At 65.6% G+C, this 20,746-nt stretch carries 17 protein-coding genes; 11 read left to right on the top strand and 6 right to left on the bottom strand.

All coding sequences use genetic code 11. The annotated features are described in order from the left end of the window. Nucleotides 1-256: 256 nt before the first annotated feature. Nucleotides 257-3,673, top strand: a complete 3,417-nt coding sequence (locus tag AB3X95_RS27895; protein ID WP_368623078.1) for an alpha/beta fold hydrolase — start codon at nt 257-259, stop codon at nt 3,671-3,673. Nucleotides 3,674-3,803: 130 nt separating this feature from the next. Here AB3X95_RS27895 and AB3X95_RS27900 read toward each other — a convergent pair whose 3' ends face one another. Both AB3X95_RS27900 and AB3X95_RS27905 read right to left on the bottom strand, forming a co-directional pair. Further along, nucleotides 3,804-5,240 carry an FAD-binding oxidoreductase gene (locus AB3X95_RS27900; protein WP_368623079.1) on the bottom strand — a complete coding sequence of 479 codons (1,437 nt, stop codon included), beginning with the start codon at nt 5,238-5,240 and terminating at the stop codon, nt 3,804-3,806. Nucleotides 5,241-5,251: 11 nt separating this feature from the next. Next, complete coding sequence (locus AB3X95_RS27905; RefSeq protein ID WP_368623080.1) at nt 5,252-6,226, bottom strand: isopenicillin N synthase family dioxygenase; 975 nt, start codon at nt 6,224-6,226, stop codon at nt 5,252-5,254. Nucleotides 6,227-6,464: 238 nt separating this feature from the next. On the opposite strand from AB3X95_RS27905, the gene AB3X95_RS27910 reads away from it, so the two are divergent. From AB3X95_RS27910 to hutC (AB3X95_RS27930), 5 genes are read left to right on the top strand one after another with little or no spacing between them, the layout of a single operon-like run. Continuing rightward, nucleotides 6,465-7,292, top strand: coding sequence for a transporter substrate-binding domain-containing protein (locus tag AB3X95_RS27910; protein ID WP_368623081.1), 828 nt, complete (start codon nt 6,465-6,467; stop codon nt 7,290-7,292). Between the two features lie 50 nt (nt 7,293-7,342). Next, a complete protein-coding gene (locus tag AB3X95_RS27915; RefSeq protein ID WP_176105687.1) occupies nt 7,343-7,993 on the top strand; it encodes an amino acid ABC transporter permease in 651 nt (216 codons plus the stop codon). A 28-nt stretch (nt 7,994-8,021) separates the two neighbouring features. Continuing rightward, nucleotides 8,022-8,684, top strand: a complete 663-nt coding sequence (locus tag AB3X95_RS27920; protein WP_368585298.1) for an amino acid ABC transporter permease — start codon at nt 8,022-8,024, stop codon at nt 8,682-8,684. Nucleotides 8,685-8,698: 14 nt separating this feature from the next. Continuing rightward, the gene (locus AB3X95_RS27925) at nt 8,699-9,586 is read left to right on the top strand and encodes an amino acid ABC transporter ATP-binding protein (protein WP_303623867.1); all 888 of its coding nucleotides are present in this window, start codon (nt 8,699-8,701) and stop codon (nt 9,584-9,586) included. Next, a complete protein-coding gene (hutC, locus tag AB3X95_RS27930; protein ID WP_368623082.1) occupies nt 9,583-10,395 on the top strand; it encodes a histidine utilization repressor in 813 nt (270 codons plus the stop codon). Before AB3X95_RS27925 ends, hutC (AB3X95_RS27930) begins: the two co-directional genes overlap by 4 nt. Before the next feature lie 20 nt (nt 10,396-10,415). Here hutC (AB3X95_RS27930) and hutC (AB3X95_RS27935) read toward each other — a convergent pair whose 3' ends face one another. The 4 genes from hutC (AB3X95_RS27935) to AB3X95_RS27950 form a co-directional block, all read right to left on the bottom strand. Next, on the bottom strand, nt 10,416-11,195 hold the full coding sequence (hutC, locus tag AB3X95_RS27935) for a histidine utilization repressor (RefSeq protein WP_176123167.1): 780 nt from the start codon (nt 11,193-11,195) through the stop codon (nt 10,416-10,418). Nucleotides 11,196-11,307: 112 nt separating this feature from the next. Beyond that, nucleotides 11,308-11,988 carry an isoprenylcysteine carboxylmethyltransferase family protein gene (locus tag AB3X95_RS27940; RefSeq protein ID WP_176123168.1) on the bottom strand — a complete coding sequence of 227 codons (681 nt, stop codon included), beginning with the start codon at nt 11,986-11,988 and terminating at the stop codon, nt 11,308-11,310. A gap of 23 nt (nt 11,989-12,011) precedes the next feature. Next, nucleotides 12,012-12,848: an arylamine N-acetyltransferase gene (locus AB3X95_RS27945; protein WP_368623083.1), complete on the bottom strand. Its 837-nt coding sequence runs from the start codon at nt 12,846-12,848 to the stop codon at nt 12,012-12,014. 86 nt (nt 12,849-12,934) lie between these two features. After that, nucleotides 12,935-13,612, bottom strand: a complete 678-nt coding sequence (locus AB3X95_RS27950) for a hypothetical protein (RefSeq protein WP_368623084.1) — start codon at nt 13,610-13,612, stop codon at nt 12,935-12,937. 279 nt (nt 13,613-13,891) lie between these two features. Between AB3X95_RS27950 and AB3X95_RS27955 the strand changes: the two genes are divergently transcribed. From AB3X95_RS27955 to AB3X95_RS27975, 5 genes are all read left to right on the top strand, one after another. Then, nucleotides 13,892-15,415, top strand: a complete 1,524-nt coding sequence (locus AB3X95_RS27955; RefSeq protein WP_368623085.1) for a carbohydrate porin — start codon at nt 13,892-13,894, stop codon at nt 15,413-15,415. A gap of 181 nt (nt 15,416-15,596) precedes the next feature. After that, on the top strand, nt 15,597-16,691 hold the full coding sequence (locus AB3X95_RS27960) for a hypothetical protein (protein WP_368623112.1): 1,095 nt from the start codon (nt 15,597-15,599) through the stop codon (nt 16,689-16,691). Nucleotides 16,692-16,728: 37 nt separating this feature from the next. Continuing rightward, entirely contained in the window at nt 16,729-18,033 is a 1,305-nt protein-coding gene (gene efeB / locus AB3X95_RS27965; protein ID WP_176123172.1) for an iron uptake transporter deferrochelatase/peroxidase subunit, read from the top strand. A 71-nt stretch (nt 18,034-18,104) separates the two neighbouring features. Then, nucleotides 18,105-19,136: an iron ABC transporter substrate-binding protein gene (locus AB3X95_RS27970; RefSeq protein WP_176368244.1), complete on the top strand. Its 1,032-nt coding sequence runs from the start codon at nt 18,105-18,107 to the stop codon at nt 19,134-19,136. Then, on the top strand, nt 19,137-20,741 hold the full coding sequence (locus AB3X95_RS27975) for an ABC transporter permease (RefSeq protein WP_368623086.1): 1,605 nt from the start codon (nt 19,137-19,139) through the stop codon (nt 20,739-20,741). Nucleotides 20,742-20,746: the final 5 nt, after the last annotated feature.

Consider the following 20,746-nt stretch of genomic DNA (forward strand, 5'->3'; position numbering starts at 1 on the left):
CCAACAGGCAACATAAGAAGCGGAGTAAGAGCGCATGCCCGTATGGCCGGGTACACCGGGCAATGGCCGGCCGGTCATGCCGCCCTGAACGTCGCACGCTACGACTTCGGCGCGCCCCTTCATGGCGCGCATTTTTTGCATTCGCTTTTTTTGCAGCGATATTCCGCCTACGATAAAAAAGCTGCCGCAGCACGCCGTCTTTGTTCCGAAGCCGCGCTTCCTTTCCCCGCATCCGATTCCAGACGAGGTGGTCCTGATGAACCGCTTATCGAGCGCGCCGACGGCGCTGCAACGGCATTACGAGGTGGTGGTGATTGGTTCGGGCTACGGCGGCGCGATCGCCGCGAGCCGCATGGCGCGCGCGGGCCGTCGCGTATGCGTGCTCGAGCGCGGCCGCGAATTCATGGCCGGCGAGTATCCGCGCACGCCCGTACAGGGCGTCGAGAATATCCAGTACAACACGGCCGAGGCGCAGATCGGTTCGCCGCTCGCGTTGCTCGAAGTGCACGTGAACGAGGACGTCAACGCGGTGGTGGGCTGCGGGCTCGGCGGCACGTCGCTGATCAATGCGAACGTCGCGCTCGAGGCCGATCCGCGCCTGTGGGACGACCCGCGCTGGCCCGCCGCGCTGCGCGCCGACAAAGCCGGACGCGACGACGGCTATGCGCTCGCCCGGACAATGCTGTCGCCCTCGCCGGTCCCCGACGACTTCCCGCCGCTGCCGAAGCTGCAGGCGCTCGAAAAATCGGCGCAGGCGCTCGGCATGGCGGACCGCTTCAGCCGTCCTCCGATCACGGTCACGTTCGAGAACGGCCTGAACGCGGCGGGCGTCGAGCAGCAGCGCTGCGTCGGTTGCGGCGATTGCAACTCCGGTTGCAACTACGACGCGAAGAACTCGACCCACATGAACTATCTGCCCGACGCGGTCGCCCACGGCGCGCAGATTTTCACCGGCACGGCCGTGCATTCGGTGCTGCGCGATCCCGACACCCAGCAATGGAAGGTCAACTTCCAGCTCGTGAAGCTCGGCCGCGAAAGCTACGACGCTCCCGATCTGTTCGTGCTGGCCGATATCGTCATCGTCGCGGCGGGCACGATCGGCTCGACCGCGCTGCTGCTGCGCTCGCGCGCCGCCGGCTTGAGCACCTCGGAGATGCTCGGCCAGCACTTCACCGGCAACGGCGACGTGCTCGCCTTCGCGTACAACACGAGGGACCCGATCAACGGTGTCGGCTGGGGCGAGCACAAGCCAGGGCAGATTCCTCCGGTCGGGCCGACCATCACCGGCCTGATCGACAATCGCGCCGCCGAGAAAAACGTCAGGGATGGCTATGTGATCGAGGAAGGCTCGCTGGCCGGCCCGGTCGGCGAAGCGCTCGTCGGCATGCTCGGCGCGGTCGCGCCGCTCGAAGGCGTGGATGCGGCCGGCGCCCCGTCGCTGCTCGAGCGCATGGCCTACGACGCGCGCGCGATCGAGAGCCTGATCCGCGGCCCGTGCCACGGTGCGCTCAATCACACGCAAAGCTACCTCGTGATGGCGCACGACGACGAAAGCGGCCGCATCAAGATCGGTGACAAAGGCCGTGCGCGCATCGAATGGAAAAACGCCGGACGCCAGCCGATCTTCCAGACCGTCGAGGACGTGCTGATCGAGGCGACCAGGCCGCTCGGCGGCAAATATCTGCGCAACCCGATCTCGACGAAGATCGCCGGCCGGCGCACCGTGACCGTGCATCCGCTCGGCGGCTGCGGCATGGCGGAGGACGCCGCGCATGGCGTGGTCGATCATCTGGGCCGCGTGTTCAGCGGCACGGACGGCGCTGCGGTGCACGACGGCCTCTACGTGATGGATGGCGCAGTGATGCCGATGTCGCTCGGCGTCAATCCGCTCCTGACCATCTCCGCGCTCGCCGAACGCAACTGCGCGCTGCTGGCCAAAGCGCACGACTGGTCGATCGATTACGCGTCGAAGGGCACCGCCGCCGCGCCGCCCGCGCAGAAGATCGGCCTGCGCTTCACCGAGACGATGGTCGGCACCTACACGCCCGAGGTGGCGGGCGAAGCTGCAAAGAGCCCGATCGAATTCACGCTGACGGTCGAGTCCGACGATCTCGCCGACATGCTGAGCAACCCGGATCACCTCGCGCGCACCGCCGGCACGCTGACCTGCGGCGCCCTCTCCGCACAACCGCTGACGATCAGCCACGGCACGTTCAACCTGTTCGTCGTCGATGAGTCCGACGTCGACGAGCGCAACATGAACTACCGGATGACGCTCGACGCGGCCGAAGGCAACACCTGGTATCTGACCGGCAGGAAGATCATCACGCGCACGTCGCCGATCAACCTGTGGGAGCAGACCAACACGCTGTATGCGGAGATACGCGCGTCGGCGCACGACGATGCGCCCATCGTCGGCACCGCCACGCTGATCATCACTCCCGAGAACTTCCTCAAGCAGCAGCGCACCCTCGAAGTCACGCACGCGCCCGACCTGAAGACGCGCCTCGAATGGACGCTGAAGTTCGGCAAATTCTTCGCGGGCGTGCTGTTCACCGAATACGGCGGCGTCGCCGCGCCGCTGCAGTTCTACGATCCCTACACGCCGCCGCGCGCCAAGCGCACGCTGCGCGCGCCGGCGCCGCAGATCACCTACTTCGATACACCGGACCGCACGCGGCTCAAGCTCACGCGCTACTTCGAACCCGCCGCGGACAAAGAGTCGAAGCCGATCCTGCTGATCCACGGCTCGGGCGTCTCGAGCCGCATTTTCTCGACCGATCTGATATCGACCAACCTCGTCGAATATCTGTACGCGTCGGGCTACGACGTATGGCTCGTCGATCTGCGCGTCAGCATCGAACTGCCGAGCGTGCTCGTGCCGGCCAACGTCGACATGGTCGCGCGCGAGGACATTCCCGCCGCGGTCGCGAAGATTCGCGAGGTGACCGGCGCGCCGAACATCCAGGTACTCGGCCACTGCCTGGGCGGCCTCGCGCTCAGCATGTCGCTGCTATACGGACTCGAGGGCGTGCGCTCGGCGGTGATTTCGCAGGTGTCCGCACATCCGGTGCCGGGCACGCTGCAACGGATCAAGGCCGGCTTGCATATTCCCGACCTGATGCAGCATCTGCGCATCCGCGACCTCACTGCCTATACGCAGGAAGATTCGTGGCCCGCGAACCTGTTCGACGAAGCGCTGCGTCTCTATCCGGTCGATCACGACGAGGGCTGCGGCAATGCGATCTGTCATCGCGCGACGTTCCTGTATGGCCTGCTCTACGAGCACGACAAGCTGAACGAGACGCTGCATGCGAACCTGCAGGAACTGTTCGGCATTCACGACATGGCCGTGTTCCAGCATCTGGCCACGATGGTCCGCGCGGGCCATGTCGTCGATGCGCGCGGCGACGACGTGTATCTGAGCGGTGCGAACGGCATGAAAGGACTCGAGGGCATGCGTCTGCCGATCGGCTTCATTCACGGCGAGAAGAACGAAACCTATCTGCCGGTCAGCACCGAACGCACTTACGACCTGCTGCGCGAGCGCTTCCCCGAGCAGCCGTACGAGCGGCATCTGGTTCCCGGCTATGGGCATATCGACTGCATCTTCGGCAAGAACGCGGCGGTCGATGTTTATCCGCTGATCGTCAACTATCTGAACGCGCATTGACGGCGCGGCATCGCCGATGCGCCACACGTTATCCGCGCGTGGCGGGTTCTCGTCGCGCCGCCATTCCGGTACGGTTGCGATTGCGCATCGATCTTTCACGTGATGACCTCGGGCGGCTTCACCATCAGTATCAAAACAGCTTGCCCGGATTCAGAATGCCGTGCGGATCGAGCGCATGCTTGATCGCGATCATCGCGGCAAGCTCGGCTGGCGAGCGTGAAATCGGCAGGAACTCGCGCTTGAGCGTTCCGATGCCATGCTCCGCCGACACCGACCCGCGCAACGGCCCCAGCATCTCGTAGACAAACGCATAGACCGAGTGGTGATCGACGCCGGGGATCGAATGGCCATCGACGGTCAGATGCAGATTCGAATCACCGATATGCCCGAAGAAATACGCTTCGTTGCCGGGCCAGCGCTGATCGAGCGCCGCGCGGCAACGGTCGACGAACCTGCCGATCTCGCCGATCGGCAGACTCACGTCGAAGTTGATCGGGTCGAGCTTGAGCGGAAACTCCGCGGTGCACTCGCGGATCGCCCAGAGCGCGCGCGCATCGGCGACCGACTGCGCGATCACCGCGTCGCGCAGCGCGCCCGCCTGTAGCGCATCGCTCAGCGCTTGCGCGAAGCGTTCGCCAGCGTCGTCGGCATCGAAGCCCGCGTGCTCGATCAACGCATAGAGCGGATACGCGACGTCGAACGGCGAGCGCGCGCCGGTCAGCTTCACGCCGAAATCGTAGAAGTCCGGCCACATGAGCTCGAACGCGCCGATGTCATTGCCGAAGCGCGTCGAGAGACGGCGCAGCAGGCTCACCGCGGCATCGTAGTCGTTCAGCGCGACTAGCGCCGTATGACGCGCCGCGCGTCGCGGTTGCAGCCGCAACACCGCGCGCGTGATCACGCCGAGCGTGCCCTCCGAACCGATGAACCAGTGCTTCAGGTCATAGCCGGTGTTGTTCTTGACCATCTTGCCGAGCGAACTGAGCACGTCGCCATTCGCGAGCACCACTTCGAGACCGAGCACCTGATCGCGCGCGGTGCCGGACTGGATCACGCGATTGCCGCCCGCGTTGGTCGCCAGATTGCCGCCGATCTGGCATGAGCCGCGCGCGCCGAGATCGAGCGCGAGTTCGAAGCCCGCTTGCTCGGCGGCTTCCTGCGCGGCCTGCAACGTGGTGCCGGCACGCACGGTCAGTGTGGCCGACGCCGCGTCGAGTTCTTCGACACCGCTCAAGCGTTCCAGCGACAACGCGATATCGTTGGCGCGCGCGATCGCGCCGCCCGCGAGTCCGGTCATGCCGCCTTGTGGCACCACTGGCTGATGCGCGGCGTGGCAGATCGCGAGCGCGCGCGATACCTCGTCGGTCGTGCGCGGCAGCAGCAACGCCGCCGGACGTGTCGGCTCGTGGCGCGTCCAGTCGGTCATCGCGTGTTCGCCGATCTGTTCGCCGACGCGCACCGCGTCGGCGCCGAGCGCGGCGCGCAACGCCTCGAGTGTCGTCGCGAGCGGCGCGGTCGCGCTTGCGATCTGGGTCCTCTTGTCTTCGGTGATGCTCTGCTCTGTCATGCAGGAGTTCCTTACCGTGGCGTAGCGGCGAGCTTCTTGCGATAGCCCATCGAATCGTTGATGCGGCCGAGGATATAGTCGCCCGCGGCGACCGGCTGATATTTGCTTTGCGCGTCGCTCGCGCCCAGTTCACGGGGATCGACGAGCGCGCCATAGGTCGGATCGTAGAACGTCGCGATCGAATAGCGCTCGCGCCCCGATGCATTGATCACGCGATGCAGCGTCGAGCGAAAGCGGTCGTTGGTCCAGCGTGCGAGCAGGTCGCCGACGTTCACGACGAAGCTGCCTTCGACGGGCGGCGCCTCGACCCACGTATCGTTGGCGATTTCGCGCACCTGCAGGCCGCCGACCTGATCCTGCCACAGCAAGGTGATGCAGCCGTAGTCGGTATGCGGCGCGACGCCGAACTGATCTTCATCCGATTGCGGCGGCTGTGGCGGGTAGTAGACCATTTGCGTGCGCTGCATGCGCTTCGTGTAGCGCGGCACGAAGAAATCTTCTTCGACGCCGAGGCTCACCGCGACCGCGCGCAGCAGATCGGCGCCGCACGCGCCGACCGCCTCGTAATAGTCATACAGCACCGGCCGCAACCCGGGCATGAAGTCCGGCCAGTTGTTCGGCCCGCGCAGTGCTTGTCCCGCCAGCACGTCGGGATCGTCTTCCGGCAGTTCGAGGCCGATGCTGAAGAACTCCTTGTAGTCGGGACGCTTGGCCTGGTACATCGTCGCGTCGCCCAGCGCATTGAAACCGCGATGCCGATGATTGACGGCCGCGCGTCGTTTGGTGTCGACCGGAAACGCGAAGAAGGTGCGCGCGGCTTGCGCGGCGGCATCGATCGTCGCCTGCGGTACGCCGTGATTGACGATGTAGAAAAAACCGATCGTCGTACACGCTTCATGAATTTCTTGCGCGACGCGTCGGAGCGCCTGCTGATCGCCCGCGCGCACGCCGGCGACATCGATGATCGGAATGCGAGTCGCGGGCATCGCGCTGCTCCTTCGAGGATCGGTATTGCAGTGGTATATACCGCCAAAAGCACTGCTGCAAGTTGCTTCGCGCACCTCCATATCAGGGCTTTTCTCTATTCGCGCGAGCATTTATTTTTCGCCGGAAACGCAGTATATACTGCCCTGCAGGGCCCGCAATCGGCGTCGGCGCGGCGGGTCCACAACGAAGACTTCGACACGCCGGCCACCCAACACCAATTCGCCCCCGGAGAACCCCATGCGTATCCTTGCAGGCTGGAAATGTGGTCTGGTCGTGCTGGCGCTGTGCGCGGCGAGCGTCGCAGCGCACGCCGAAGACCAGCTCGCCAAAGTGAAGAAAGCCGGCGAACTGGTGGTCGGCACCGAAATGCAGTTCGCACCGTTCGACTTCCTCGAGAACGGTCAGCAGGCCGGCTTCAACAAAGACCTGTTCGCGGAGATCGGCAAGGAAATCGGCGTTAAGGTGCGCTTCATCGATCTGCCGTGGCCGAGCGTGCTGCCCGGTCTCGAAGCGGGCAAGTTCGATATGGTCGGCGGCCCATTGACGGTCACGAAGGCGCGCATGGAACGTTACACGTACACGCTGCCCATCGCCGATGCGACCGACGCGCTGCTCAAGCGCGCGAACGATGCGTCGATCAAGCAAGCGGCGGATAGCGCGGGCAAAACGATCGGCGCGGGCAAGGGCTCCGCGCAGCTCGATCAGCTGAAGAGCTACGCGGCCACGCTGCCGAAGCCGCCGGAAATCCGCGAGTACGTCGACAACAATCAGGCTTATGCGGACCTCGCGGCAGGCCGCATCGCCGCGGTGGCGAACTCGATGACCAACATCGCGTATGTCGCCAAGCAGCGCCCCGAGATGTTCGCGGTCGTGCAGCCACCGTTCGGCGCGAAGGTCTATTTCGCATATGCATTGCGTAAAGACGCCGACAGCAAGCCGCTCGCCGACGCGTTCAACGCCGCGCTCGTGAAGATGCAGAAGGATGGCCGGCTCGCCGCGTTGCAGAAGAAGTGGTTCGGTGTCGCAATGGAGATGCCTTCCACGATGCCCACGCCGAACTACTGAGCGTCCGTGGGCGGCACGCGTCGTCCTTCCCGTTCCACCGGCCGCGACCCATGTTCAACACGACCGTCTTCGTTCAGGGCCTGCCGCTGCTGCTGCATGCGGCGCTCGCCACCGTCGGCATTTCGCTGACGGGGCTCGTGATCGGCTTCTTCGTCGGCATCGGCGTATGCACCGCGCGGCTGTCGCAGCATCGCGCCGCGCGGCTCGCGGGCGGCGCCTACGTGTTCTTCTTTCGTGGCGTGCCGATGCTCGTGCAGCTGCTGCTCGTCTACTACCTGTTGCCGTTCGCCGGTATCAACGTGTCGCCGATCGTCGCCGCGATCAGCGCGGTGTCGTTGTGCTCGGCCTCGTATATCGCCGAGATTCTGCGCGGCGGGTTTCTAAGCATCCCGCCCGGACATCTCGAAGCCGCGCGCATGCTCGGGCTTTCCCCGCTCGATACGCTGCGGCGCATTCTGGTGCCGCAAGCATTCCGTTTGACGCTGCCGTCGCTCGTCAACGAAATGGTGCTGCTGATCAAGGCCTCTTCGCTGATCTCGGTGGTCGGCGTCGCCGAGTTGACGCGCACCGCGCAGAACATCGCCGCGAGCACTTACCGGCCGCTCGAAGCGTATGTCGCGGCAGGGCTGATCTACTTCGTGATCTGCGGTTCGCTCGCGCTCGTCGCGCATGCGGCCGAGCACCGTTTGCAGCACGCCTGAATCGACCCGCGTTTAAGCCAACCTCGCCATGCAAACGTTCGATCCGACCGTCATCACGCACAACCTGCAGCCTATCGCCGCCGGCCTCGCGACGACGCTCGGCAGCTGGGCCGCGGGCGTCGCGATCGGTCTCGTGATCGGCTTCCTGATCGCGGTGCTGCAACTGTTCTGCGGACGCTGGCTGCGCGCCGCGCTGCGCGTCTATATCGAACTGTTGCGCGGCACGCCGTTTCTCGTGCAGCTGTTTCTGCTGTACTACGGCGGCCCGTCGATCGGGCTCACGCTCGAACCGATGACGGCCGGCATCGTCGGCCTGGGTCTCTACGGCAGTGCGTATTTCGCCGAGGCGTTCCGCTCCGGCTTCCAGTCGGTGCCCAAAGGTCATCTCGAAGCGGCGTCGTGTCTCGGGCTCACACGCTGGCAGGCGATCGTACGCATCCAGGCGCCGCAGATGCTTGTGCTGATCGTGCCCGCGCTGACCAATCTGATCATCGTGCTGAGCAAAGAAACGGCCGTGCTGTCGATCGTCACGGTGCCCGAACTGACCTTCGTGCTGACCGGCATCGGCTCGGCCACCTTCGCTTTCGTCGAAACGCTGCTGGTGCTGTGCGTGTGCTATCTCGCGCTGGTCGAGCTGACCTCGCGCGCTGGCATGTGGGCCGAAGCCCGCCTCGCACGCTTCATGGCATGATTCCGGGACCCCCTATGAACGCCATCGCCGACATGCACTCCCCCGCGCAATCATCCGCGCCGTCCGCCAGCGCAACGGCGAACGCATCGAATGCCGCACCGCTGATCGAAGTGCGCGATCTGCGCAAACGCTTCGGCGATATCGAGGTGCTGCGCGGCATCGATCTCGAGATCGCGCGCTCGGAAGTGGTCTGCATCATCGGGCCGTCGGGCTCGGGCAAGAGCACGCTGCTGCGCTGCCTCGCCGCGCTCGAAACCTACGACCACGGCGACGTGCGCATCGAAGGCGAACTGCTCGGCTATACCGAGCGCAACGGCAAACGCGTGCGCGCGTCGCATGGCGAGATCAACCGCGTGCGCCGCAACGTCGGCATGGTGTTCCAGCAGTTCAACCTGTGGCCGCACATGACCGCGCTCGGCAACGTGATGGAAGCGCTGCTGCGCGTGCGGCACCTGTCGAACGACGAAGCGCGCCGCCGCGCGAACGCGATGCTGGAGACAGTCGGCCTCGCGCACAAGGGCGATGCGTATCCGGCGAAGCTGTCGGGCGGTCAGCAGCAGCGCGTCGCGATTGCACGCGCGCTCGCGATGGAGCCGCACATCATGCTGTTCGATGAACCGACTTCGGCGCTCGATCCGGAGCTCGTCGGCGAAGTGCTGCAGGTGATGAAGCAGCTCGCGCGCGACGGCATGACGATGGCCGTGGTCACGCACGAAATGGGCTTCGCCGCGCAGGTCGCCGACAAGGTCATGTTCATCGACCAAGGCCGCATTGCCGCGCAGGGCAAGCCGCGCGACGTGTTCCACGATGCCGCGCAGCCGCGTCTGCGGCAGTTTCTGCAAAACTATTTCGACCGCAATGCGTTCTGGACGCGCGGCCCAGACGACACCCAGTCCCTATGAGCACCGCCGCTCGCAGCAAGCCTCACGGCAAATTCTCCGCCAGCGCGGCCCGCGCCGCGGCCAGAACCGCGCGCGGCAGTGATGAGGCGCCCGCCGCGCGCTATGAGCAGGTCAAGCAGCACATCCGCCAGATCATCGACTCGGGCGAACGCCAGGCGGGCGATCGTCTGCCCTCCGAACTCGATCTCGTCGGGACGCTCGGCGTATCGCGGATGACGGTCAACCGCGCGCTGCGCGAGCTCGCCGACGCGGGGCTCGTCACCCGCGTATCGGGCGTCGGCACTTTCGTCGCACCGAACAAGCCGCAATCCACGCTATTGATGATCGCCCATATCGGCGACGAGATCCGCTCGCGCGGCCACGCATATCGTTGCGACATGGTGCTGTTGCAGCGCGAGACCGCATCGGTCACGGTGTCGAACGCATTGGGGCTGGCGCCGGGCGCTTCGGTGTTTCACGTTGTCTGCGTGCATCGCGAGAACGGCCTGCCGGTGCAGCTCGAAGATCGCTATGTGAATCCGGCGGTCGCGCCGGATTTTCTGCAGCACGATTTTTCGGCGCTGAAGCCGTCCGAGTATCTGCTGACGGCCGTGCCGATGCACGATCTCGAACACGTCGTGGACGCGGCACTGCCGACGCCCGCCGAAGCCGCGCTGCTCGAAATTCACGCGGAGGAACCGTGCCTGACGCTGACACGCCGCACGTGGACGAGCGGCGTCGCGGTGACGTTCGCGCGTTTCGTGCATCCGGGTTCGCGCTACCGGCTTGGTTGCCGCTTTTCGCCGAATACCTCGCAGCGGCAGGGATAAAGCGTGCTTCAGCAACCGGGCTACACGGTCCCCGCCAGATGAAACCGCGACGCCGGATGCCATAGCCGCACCGACGTCGCGACGTTCTCGCCGACCCACGTGCGCCGCCACAGCAGCAGACACGGCTCGCCGATATCCATCATCAGATGACGCCGCACATAGGCGCCGGGCTTCTGCGCATAGATGCGAAACTCGGCACGCTGCACGGGCGCGAGCCGCACCATGTAGTGATTCGGTGTTTCGACCGAGAAGTCCTGTTGCAGATATTCGGGGAACACTTTCGGATTGACGAAACGGTCCTCGTATTGAATCGGCTCGCCCTCCTCGCTGTGCACGATGCACGAATGAAACGCGGGACCGCTCGCGAGACCGAGCGCTTCGAGCGCATCGGCGTCGTCGCTCGGTTCGAGCGTCAGCACGCGCGCCGAATGACGATGACCGCGCGCGGCGATTTCATCGGCGATATTGCGGATCTCCAGCACCGTCGATTCATATCGCTGCGGCGCGACGAAGGTGCCCGAGCCTTGCACGCGCGTGAGCACGCGCTCGGCGGTCAGCTCGCGCAGTGCGCGCGACACCGTCATGCGCGCGACGCCGAACTCCTTGACCAGCTCCGTTTCGGAAGGAATCAGTCCGCCCGGCTTCCATGCGCCTTCGCTGATGCGCTTGAGCACGTAGCGTTTGATCTGCTCGTAGGCGGGCATCGCCTTGGCCGGCGTGTCGCGGTTGCGATCGGCGGCGTCCTGGTTCTGCTCGGCCTGTGCGGCGGGCGCGATGCGCGCCTGTGTAGTTGTTTTCACTCCAAACCTCATCGGTGATTCGCCGGTGTTACATCAGGTACACCGTGGCCGGTTCTCCGGCGGCCGGGAGCCATCTTACCCGCTTCGACGGCGGCGAGACCACCTGGACGCGCTACCAGATAAACGGCACGAAACGGTAACGCACACGTTCCATGTACGCCGTGTAGCCGTCGAGTCGCTCGGCTAGCAGCCGCTCCTCGCGCACCGCGCGCCAGCCCATGCCGTACGCCATCACGGGCAGCGCCACAAGCCCCCACCACGAGCCGAGCATCAAGGGCGTGCCGACGAAGAACACCAGCGCGGCCGCGTACATCGGATGACGGACGTACGCGTAAGGCCCGGTGTCGGCGACCTTGTGCCCGCGGCTCGCCTGAACCTTGACCACCGGCGCGGCGTAGCTGTTCGCGCGAAACACGAAGCGGCACATGAAGATGCACAGGAACACGCATAGCGCGCCGAAGCCCATCAGCCACAACGGCAGCGGCCCGGACCAGCGAAACCGCATCGCGTCGAAGCCCATCAGGACCAGCCAGCCGCACCACGCGGCTCCAATCGCGACCATGAACACACGATCCCAGCGGCTCTGCTGCGCCTGCACGAACGGCGCGAGCCGCTCCGCGAGCAGCGCGGGATCATGACGCGCGAGCCACAAGCCGACCCACAGGCTCAACACCACCAGCTCCAGCAGATACCACCACGCGGCCGGCCACGCGAGCGTGCCGGCCGCGCCGAACAGCAGCACGCCCATGAACGCCAGCCAGGCCAGCGATTGCAGGATCAGACGTGCGACCATCGCGGCTCCCTTATGGGCTGGTGTTATGCGGACGCATCACGCGTGCGCACGCGCTCGAACACGTCGGCGATATCGATGTCCTCCAGGTTCAAGCCGAAGCGCTCGCGCAGGCAGTCGGCGAGTTCGGCGGCACTCGCGAGGCGCCGTTCGCTGACGATCTGCCCTCGCGCGTCGCGCTCGTTCAACTGATCGTTGAATAGCGCGACGCGCAGTTCGGGTAGCACGCGGCACGCCAGCAGGTTATTCACGAACTTCGAATCGGGCGACGTCGACGTGTACCAGTTCGAGATTTCATAGTCGACCCACTCGACTGCGCGCAGATCGACGTGATAGACGCGCGACCAGCTCTCGTCCGGCGCCAGCACCTCGAGATAGACGGTGTCGTGCCCCGCGTTGGCGAGACGGAACGTGCCGAGCGGAATCGGTTGTGCAAGGCCGGCGGTCAGGCGCAGCGGCGCGGTCAGCGTGACGCCGCCGAAGCCGACGTCGGCGATCCATTCGTCGCCGTCGATATCGACACGCAGCACCATGTGCGTACGCGGCGAGATCGTGCCGGGCTCGCGGCCCCATATGACGCGCGCAAGCATCGGCGTGACCTTGAAGCCGAGTTGCATCAGCACGTTCGCGAGCAGAATATTCTGCTCGAAGCAGTAGCCACCGCGCTTTTGGGTCACGAGCTTGCGTTCGATCGCTTCGAGCTCGAGCCTGACCGGCTGGCGAGTCAGCGGGTTCAGGTTCTCGAACGGGATCGCGGCGGGATGGAGCCGGTGAATCACCCGGAGCACTTCGAGCGTGGCGGCGCGCGGGCCCTGATAGCCGATGCGGGCGAAGTAGTTTTCCAGATTGACGGAGTGGGACATCGGCGGAATTCCAGATGAGTAGCGGGTTCGACGCGATCATAGCGCTTTCGCGCTGAATTGATCGCGCGAGGCGAAGCGAAACGCGCCTACATGCCCTTCAACGCCGACGTCGCGATCGACGGCACCGTAATTCCGTGGCTCGACGCGAACTGCACGGCCGAACTCAGCGTCGACATCAGCGACTGCAACTGCCCCGGCGCCGACTGCGCGATATACGAAGCGCTTTGCGCGGTCTGCGGATTGAGGCCCGATTGCAGCAGCGACGACGGACTCATCTGACCAAGGCTGCCAAGCCCCGACTGCAAGCTCGAATACTGGCTCACTCCCTTGCCGAGCGACGACAGCCCCTGGGTGAACGCTTCCTTGTTGACCGGCGTCGCCGACGCGCCGCCACCTGCATGATTTGCGAACGCATCGGTGAGCTTCTGCGACAGCGACTGCTGTGTGCTGCCGACCTGCGTCAACTGACTGACCGACGGCGTGCCACCGCTGAGCAGCCCCGCCGCCTGCTGCGCCTGGCCGGCCGCACTCGTCATGCCCATCGCCGACGCGAGGCTCGACTGCCCGCTCAGCACCTGCTGGTTCGCGCCAATATAGCTCTGCAGCAGCTGCGACACGCCGCCAGACGACGCCCCGGCACCGGCCGAGCTGTCACCGCCCCCGCCGATACCGAACTGCTTCAGATTCAACTGCGCGTGCGCGGCGCCGCCCAACAACAGACCGCCACTCGCCAGCAACGAAACCAGAAGAATGCGCTTGCTCATTCGACCTCCTCACTTTGACTTTCGGGGTTACTCGTGCACTTCGACACCTCACCCTGTCGCGCGTTCGGTCTGACTACGTCAATACCATTTCATTACGCTGCTGTTACTACAGCATTACACCTTCATGCGCCTCACGAGCAGTCCGTAAATCCCAGGTTTACATGCCAGCAATATTGATGCGAATCGTTCTCATTTGTGTTGACTCTCGCAAATGGCCTGCGTACGATCTCGCCATCAGCTGCTTCGGCATCGGACGAAACAACACCAATAAGGATTTCGATGAAGTTCGCCCAACTCAATGGACTGCGCGCCAACGCGCGTCCCTTTTGCGACGCTTCGGCACGTACCGGCGCAATTCATCGTACGCGTTTGCCTTCCATGCGGCGCGTCGCACTGTGCACGGCCTTCGCGTGGGCCTCGTTGACCGGCCACGCGGCGCTGGCCGAAGCCAATCCCGATGCGAACCCGGAAGCGTCCGAAGCCGACCTGAACATTCAGGCGACGCAGACCAACCAGTGGACCGGTTTCTGGAATCGTCAGCAGATGCTCGGCGACATGGGCGGCCTGCGTCCGTGGCTCGGCAAGTACGGCATGACCTTTACGCTGACCGAAACCAGCGAAGTGCTGGCCAATCTGCGCGGCGGTCTCGCGCGCGGCGCCGACTACGACGGCCTGACCACCGCCACCTTGCAGATGGATACGCAAAAGGCGTTCGGCCTGCCGGGCGGCCTCTTCAACGTCAGCGCGCTGCAGATTCACGGCTCGAACCTGAGCGCGAACAAGCTCGGCACTTTGAACACGGCGAGCGGCATCGAGGCCGACAACGCGACGCGTCTGTGGGAGCTCTGGTATCAGCAGTCGTTCCTCAACAAACGCGTCGACGTGAAGATCGGTCAGCAGAGTCTCGACCAGGAATTCATCACGAGCACGTATGCGGCGCTGTTCCTCGACACCATGTTCGGCTGGCCCGCGCTGCCCTCATACGACCTGCCGTCGGGCGGTCCTGCCTATCCGCTCGCGGCTCTGGGCGTGCGCGTGCGCGGCCAGATCACCCCTTCGTTGACCGCGCTGGCCGGCGTGTATTCGGGCGATCCGCTCGGCAACAATCCGGACAACATGAGCGGCACGAACTTCAACCTGCATAACGGCGCGTTGTGGATCGGCGAGTTGCAGTACGCGATCAACCAGCCGTCCGACGGTGAAATGGTCGGCACGGGCGGCGGCGGTCTGCCGGGCACCTACAAGCTCGGCGTCTGGTACAACACCAACAAATTCGCCGATCAGCGTTTCGACAACATGGGACTGTCGCTCGCCAATCCTGCGTCGACCGGCATCGCCGCGAATCACAGCGGCAACTACAGCTTCTATGCGGTCGCCGACCAGATGGTGTGGCGCCCCGACGCCGACGAACCGCGCAGCCTCGGCGTGTTCGCGCGCGTGATGGGCGCGCCGGGCGATCGCAATCTCGTGCAAGTCGCGGCCAACCTCGGCGTCGTGCTGAAAGCGCCGTTCAAGGGCCGCGACAACGACAGCGCCGGCCTCGCGCTGACCTACATCAAGGTCGGCAGCCACGTGAACGGACTCGACAAGGACTTCCTGGCATTCAACGGCAGCCCGTACGGCGTGCGCACCAGCGAAACCACGCTCGAGGCGACCTACCAGTACCAGATCAATCCGTGGTGGCAAGTGCAGGCCGACGCGCAATACACGTTCAACGCCGGTGCGGGCCAGAACCCGAACGACCCGACGCAGCCGCTGCGCAATACGTTCGTCGTCGGCGTGCGGACGAATATCAACTTCTGATGCCGCCCGCCGCGCGCTTTCATCCACGCAAGCAGATGCCACCCCACGCAACCGGACCAGCACTTCCCATGCTTTCGACCGTCACCGCCACTCCCGCTTTGTGCGCCCGCACGGAGGCCCAATCGTGAACCCAGTCACGCGCAAGTTTGCGCCGCGCGCCGCGCGCGCCCTGCTCGCCGCGATGGCCGGCGCTGCCGCCCTCACGATGGCTGCGCCCGCGCAGGCCGAGCCGCAAGGCTTCCTTGAAACGATCAGGCATCACACGACGCTGATCAACACCGTCCCCGACAACGGCGATCAGAACCCGTACGCGATCGTGGTCGCGCCCGTCAGCGCGGGCACCGTGAAGCAAGGCGACGTGCTGGTCGGCAACTTCAACAACTCGACGAACCTGCAGGGCACCGGCAGCACGATCATCGACTATCACCCGGACACCAGACAGATGACGGTGTTCGCGACCGTGCCGCGCGATCCGAAGGAATGTCCGGGCGGCATCGGCCTCTCGACCGCGATGACGATGCTGAAGTCGGGCTGGGTGATCGTCGGCAGCACGCCGAGCAACGACGGCACGACCGGCACCAAAGGCGCCGGCTGCCTGATCGTGATCGACCCGCAAGGCAAGATCGCCTCGACGATCTCGACGCCGAACATCAACGATCCATGGGGCAACATGGCCGTCGTCGATCACGGCGCGAGCGCGACGCTGTTCGTCAGCAACGCGGGCTTCGGCGTCGGCGGCGCGCAAGGCAATCCGCCCGTGTTCAAGCAGGCCACCGTGCTGCGCATCGACCTCGACGTACCGCAAGGCAAGCCGCCCGTCGTGAAGAAGGAAACCGTGATCGGCAGCGGCTTCGGCGCGCAGGCCGACAAGGGCGTGTTCCTCGTCGGGCCAACCGGGCTCGCGCTGTCGGCCGATCAGAAACTGCTGTACGTGTCCGACGCAATCGGCAACCGCATCACCGAGATCGACGATCCGCTCACGCGCGACACCAGCGCGGGCGTCGGCCGCCAGCTGAGCGCCGACGGCCTGCTGCATCGTCCGCTCGCGATGGCCACCGCGCCCAACGGCCACCTGCTCGTGACCAACGCGTTGAACGGCCAGGTCGTCGAAATCGACCCGGCGACCGGCAAGCAGCTATACGCACGCTGGATCGATACCGACAAGGCGCAATCGCCCCCCGGCAACGGCGACCTGTTCGGTATCGCGATGACGCCCGAAGGCGACGGCTTCTACTACGTCGAAGACGACGTGAACACGCTGGTGCTCGCGAAGTAAGCGGCACCCACGCAGGCTGCAGGAAGGTGAAGTGACCATGACAAACGATCAACCCCCACGGACGTCACGACGCGGTTTTCTCAAAGCGGGTGGCGCGGCGGTCGCCGCCGGTGCATCGCTGGGCGCCGGCCTCGGGAGCTCGCCGGCCGCGCTCGCGACGGCGCCCGCGCATAGCGCGCAGAACGCCGATCCGCAGCTCGCGGTCGAGCCGTTCTACGGTCCGCATCAAGGCGGCATCGTCACGCCGCAGCAGAGCCACACCTACGTCGCCGCGCTCGATCTGACCACCGACAAGCGCGACGACGTGATCGCACTGCTACGCACATGGACCGAAGCAGCCGCGCGCCTCACGCAAGGCGGCACGGCCTTCGCGATGCCCGCCGGCGACGACCAGCCCGCCCCCGATTCCGGCGACGTGCTCGGCCTCGGCCCGAACGGTCTGACCATCACGTTCGGCTTCGGCCCCGGCCTCTTCACGAAGGACGGCAAGGACCGCTATGGGCTCGCGTCGCGCCGCCCCGCCGCGCTCGTCGATCTGCCGCGCTTCAACGGCGATCAGTTGATCAAGGAGAAGACCGGCGGCGACCTTTTCATCCAGGCATGCGCGAACGACGCGCAGGTCGCGTTTCACGCGGTGCGCCAACTGTCGCGCCGGGCCTACGGCGTCGCAGCGATGCGCTGGGGCCAGGCCGGTTTCCTGTCCGGTCCGCGCGGCCAGACGCCGCGCAATCTGATGGGCTTCAAGGACGGCACCAACAATCCGTCGACCGCGAAACCCGAGCTGATGAACCAGTTCGTGTGGGCCCGCGCCACCAACGACGCGCCGTGGATGGAAGGCGGCACCTACACGGTCGTGCGCCGCATCCGCATCACGCTCGAACACTGGGACAACACCGAGCTCGGCTTCCAGGAACAGGTGTTCGGCCGCCACAAGTACAGCGGCGCGCCGATCGGCAGCAAGAACGAGTTCGACGCGGTGGACCTGAAAGCCGAGGACAAGAACGGCGATCCGGTGATCCCGGAGAACTCGCACGTGCGTCTGTCGAATCAGGCGAGCAACAACGGCGCGCAGATTCTGCGGCGCTCGTATTCGTACAACGAAGGCACGAACTTCTATATCGAGCGCTGGCCGCCGTGGCGTCAGGAAACCGAGTACGACGCGGGGCTGATTTTCATTGCGCATCAGAGCGACCCGCGCACCGGCTTTATCCCGATCAACGACCGCCTCGCGAAGTTCGACATGATGAACCAGTTCACGACCCACGTGGGCAGCGCGATCTTCGTCGTGCCGCCCGGGGCGAAGCCGGGTTCGTATGTCGGCGCGGGGCTGTTCGAAGCGTGATGAAGCACATGAAGCACGCCGGGCGCGCAGCGCCTCGCTCACTAAACACAATCTGAACGGACTTCTGCAACATGACTCATTCCTGGTTTGCCTCCCGCCTGCGTGCACTCGGCAGCGTGGCCGCGCTGTCGCTCACCGCACTCGCGACGATGCCGTCGGCGGCCCATGCGGCATCGATCACGCTGTACAACGCGCAGCACGAGCAGGTCGTCAATCTGCTCGCGAAGGACTTCGAAAAGCAGTCGGGCATCTCGGTGAAAATCCGCAACGGCGAAGGCCCGGCGCTCGCCGCGCAGATCGTCGCGGAAGGCGCGGCCTCGCCCGCCGACGTGTACTTCACCGAGAACTCGCCGGAGCTGATGCTGCTGGAGGAAAAGGGTCTGCTCGCGAAGGTCGACGCAGCGACGCTCGGCGCGGTGCCGGCGCGCTTCAATTCGCCGAGCGGCGTATGGGTCGCCGTGACCGCGCGCGAGAGCGTGCTCGCATACAACACGGCGAAGCTGCAGCCGTCGCAACTGCCGCAATCGGTGTTCGACCTCGCGAAGCCTGAATGGAAAGGCAAGGTCGGCATCGCGCCGAGCGACGCCGACTTCCTGCCGCTCGTGAGCGCGGTGCTGGCACTGAAGGGCGACGAGCAGACGCTCGCGTGGCTGAAGGGCCTGAAAGCCAACTCGCAGATCTTCGACGACGACGAAGGCCTGGTCGCCGCGGTCAATCGCGGCGCGGTCGCGACTGGTCTGATTAACAACTACTACTGGTCGCGTCTGCATGCGGAAATCGGCGATGCGAAAACCCGCAGCGCGATCTACCACTTCAGCCACGGCGACGCCGGCGCGCTCGTCAACGTCTCGGGCGCGGGCGTGCTGAAGTCCGCGCACAACCCGGACGGCGCACAGAAGTTTCTCGCGTACCTGGTCAGCGAACGCGCGCAGCAGTTGATGGCCAATAGCCACGTGATGTTCGAGTACCCGCTGCATGCGGGTGTCGCGCCTGACCCGGTCCTCAAACCGTTCGCCGAACTGACTCCGCCCACGCTGACGATCCAGCAGCTCGGCGACGATAGCGAGGCGGGCAAACTGCTGCGTCGGGCAGGCCTGCTGTAAATGAGCGAAGCCCTGTCAGCCGGTCCGCCGGCTGTCCCCCCTGCCCCGGCGCGTGCACGCGCGCGCGCGCCGCGCGGCCTGCTTGCGGCGGCGGCACTCAGCGCTTTGCTGGTGCTGCTGCCGATTGCGTTTACGTTCTGGCGCGCGGCGAGCTTCGGGATCGGCGACGCGCTCGATCTGATCTGGCGGCCGCTCGTCGGCGAGCTGCTCGTCAATACGGTGTTGATCGCCGTCACCACGACTCTCGTTTGCGCGGTGATCGGCACGGCCGCCGCGTGGTTCGTCGAACGCACGCAGCTGCCGGGGCGGCGCGCGTGGGCCGTGCTGTGCGCGGCGCCGCTCGCGATGCCGGCTTTCATTTCGAGCTACGCGTGGGTGTCGTTGAGCGAGGACTTGCAGGATTTCAACGGCGCGCTGCTCGTCTTGACCTGCGCGTATTTTCCGCTCGTCTATCTGCCGGTCGCCGCCGCGCTGCGCGGCATGGACCCGGCACTCGAGGAAAGCGCCCGCGCGCTCGGCTGCAACCGCTGGTCCAGCTTCGTGCGCGTCGTGCTGCCGCAACTGCGGCCGGCGCTGCTCGGCGGCATGCTGCTGGTCGCGCTCGGCGTGCTGTCGGAGTTCGGCGCGTTCACGCTGCTGCGCTTTCATACCTTCACCACGCAGATCTACGCGGAATTCCGCACCAGCTTCGACGCCGGCGGCGCATCGCTGCTCGCGTGTCTGCTGATCGTGATCTGCCTCGTCGTGCTTGCATTCGAGTTTCGAGTGCGCGGCGCGGCGCGCTACGAGCGCGTCGATCGCGGCACGCGCCGCGCGGTGTTGCGCTACGAGCTCGGTGCGTGGCGCTGGCTCGTCGTCGCGGGCTTTGCGCTGCTGACACTCGCGACGCTCGGCGTGCCGCTCGGCATGATCGGCTTCTGGCTCACGCAGCCGGGCGCGGCCGCGGTGACGCCCGCCGATGTCTCGCCCGAATTGCTGTGGAACGCGACGATGTCTTCGCTCGGTTTCGGCCTCGCCGCCGCCGTGCTGACCACGTTGCTCGTGGTGCCGCTCGCATTTCTGCTGGTGCGTTACCCGACCCGTTTCGCGACGCTGTTCGAGCGCACCGTTTTTCTCGCGCAAGGCGTGCCGGGGCTCGTGATTGCGCTCGCGGTCGTGTCGCTCGCGGTGCATGCGCTGCGGCCGCTTTATCAAAGCGCTACGCTGCTGATCGTCGCCTACGCGATTCTATTCATGCCGGTCGCGCTGGTCAGCGTGCGCGCGGCGTTCATGCAGGCGCAGCCGCGCCTCGAGGAAACCGCGCGCGCGCTCGGCCTGAACTGGACGCAAACGCTCGTGCGCGTCGTGCTGCCGCTCGCGGGTCCCGGGCTCGGCGCGGCCGCCGCGATGGTGTTCATCTCGGTCGTCACCGAGCTGAACGCGACGCTGCTGCTGTCGCCGCTCGACACGCAAACGCTCGCGACCCAGGTGTGGGCCGATACGTCGACGATGGCGTTCGCCGCCGCCGCGCCGTATGCGGCGCTGCTGACCGGCATTTCGCTGTGCGCGTCGGGGCTGCTGTTCGCGCTGCTCGGCCGCTCGGCGCTGCTCGGCGAGCGCGGCTGACCCGA

Source organism: Paraburkholderia sp. BR13444, from assembly GCF_040948755.1.
Lineage (GTDB): Bacteria > Pseudomonadota > Gammaproteobacteria > Burkholderiales > Burkholderiaceae > Paraburkholderia > Paraburkholderia youngii.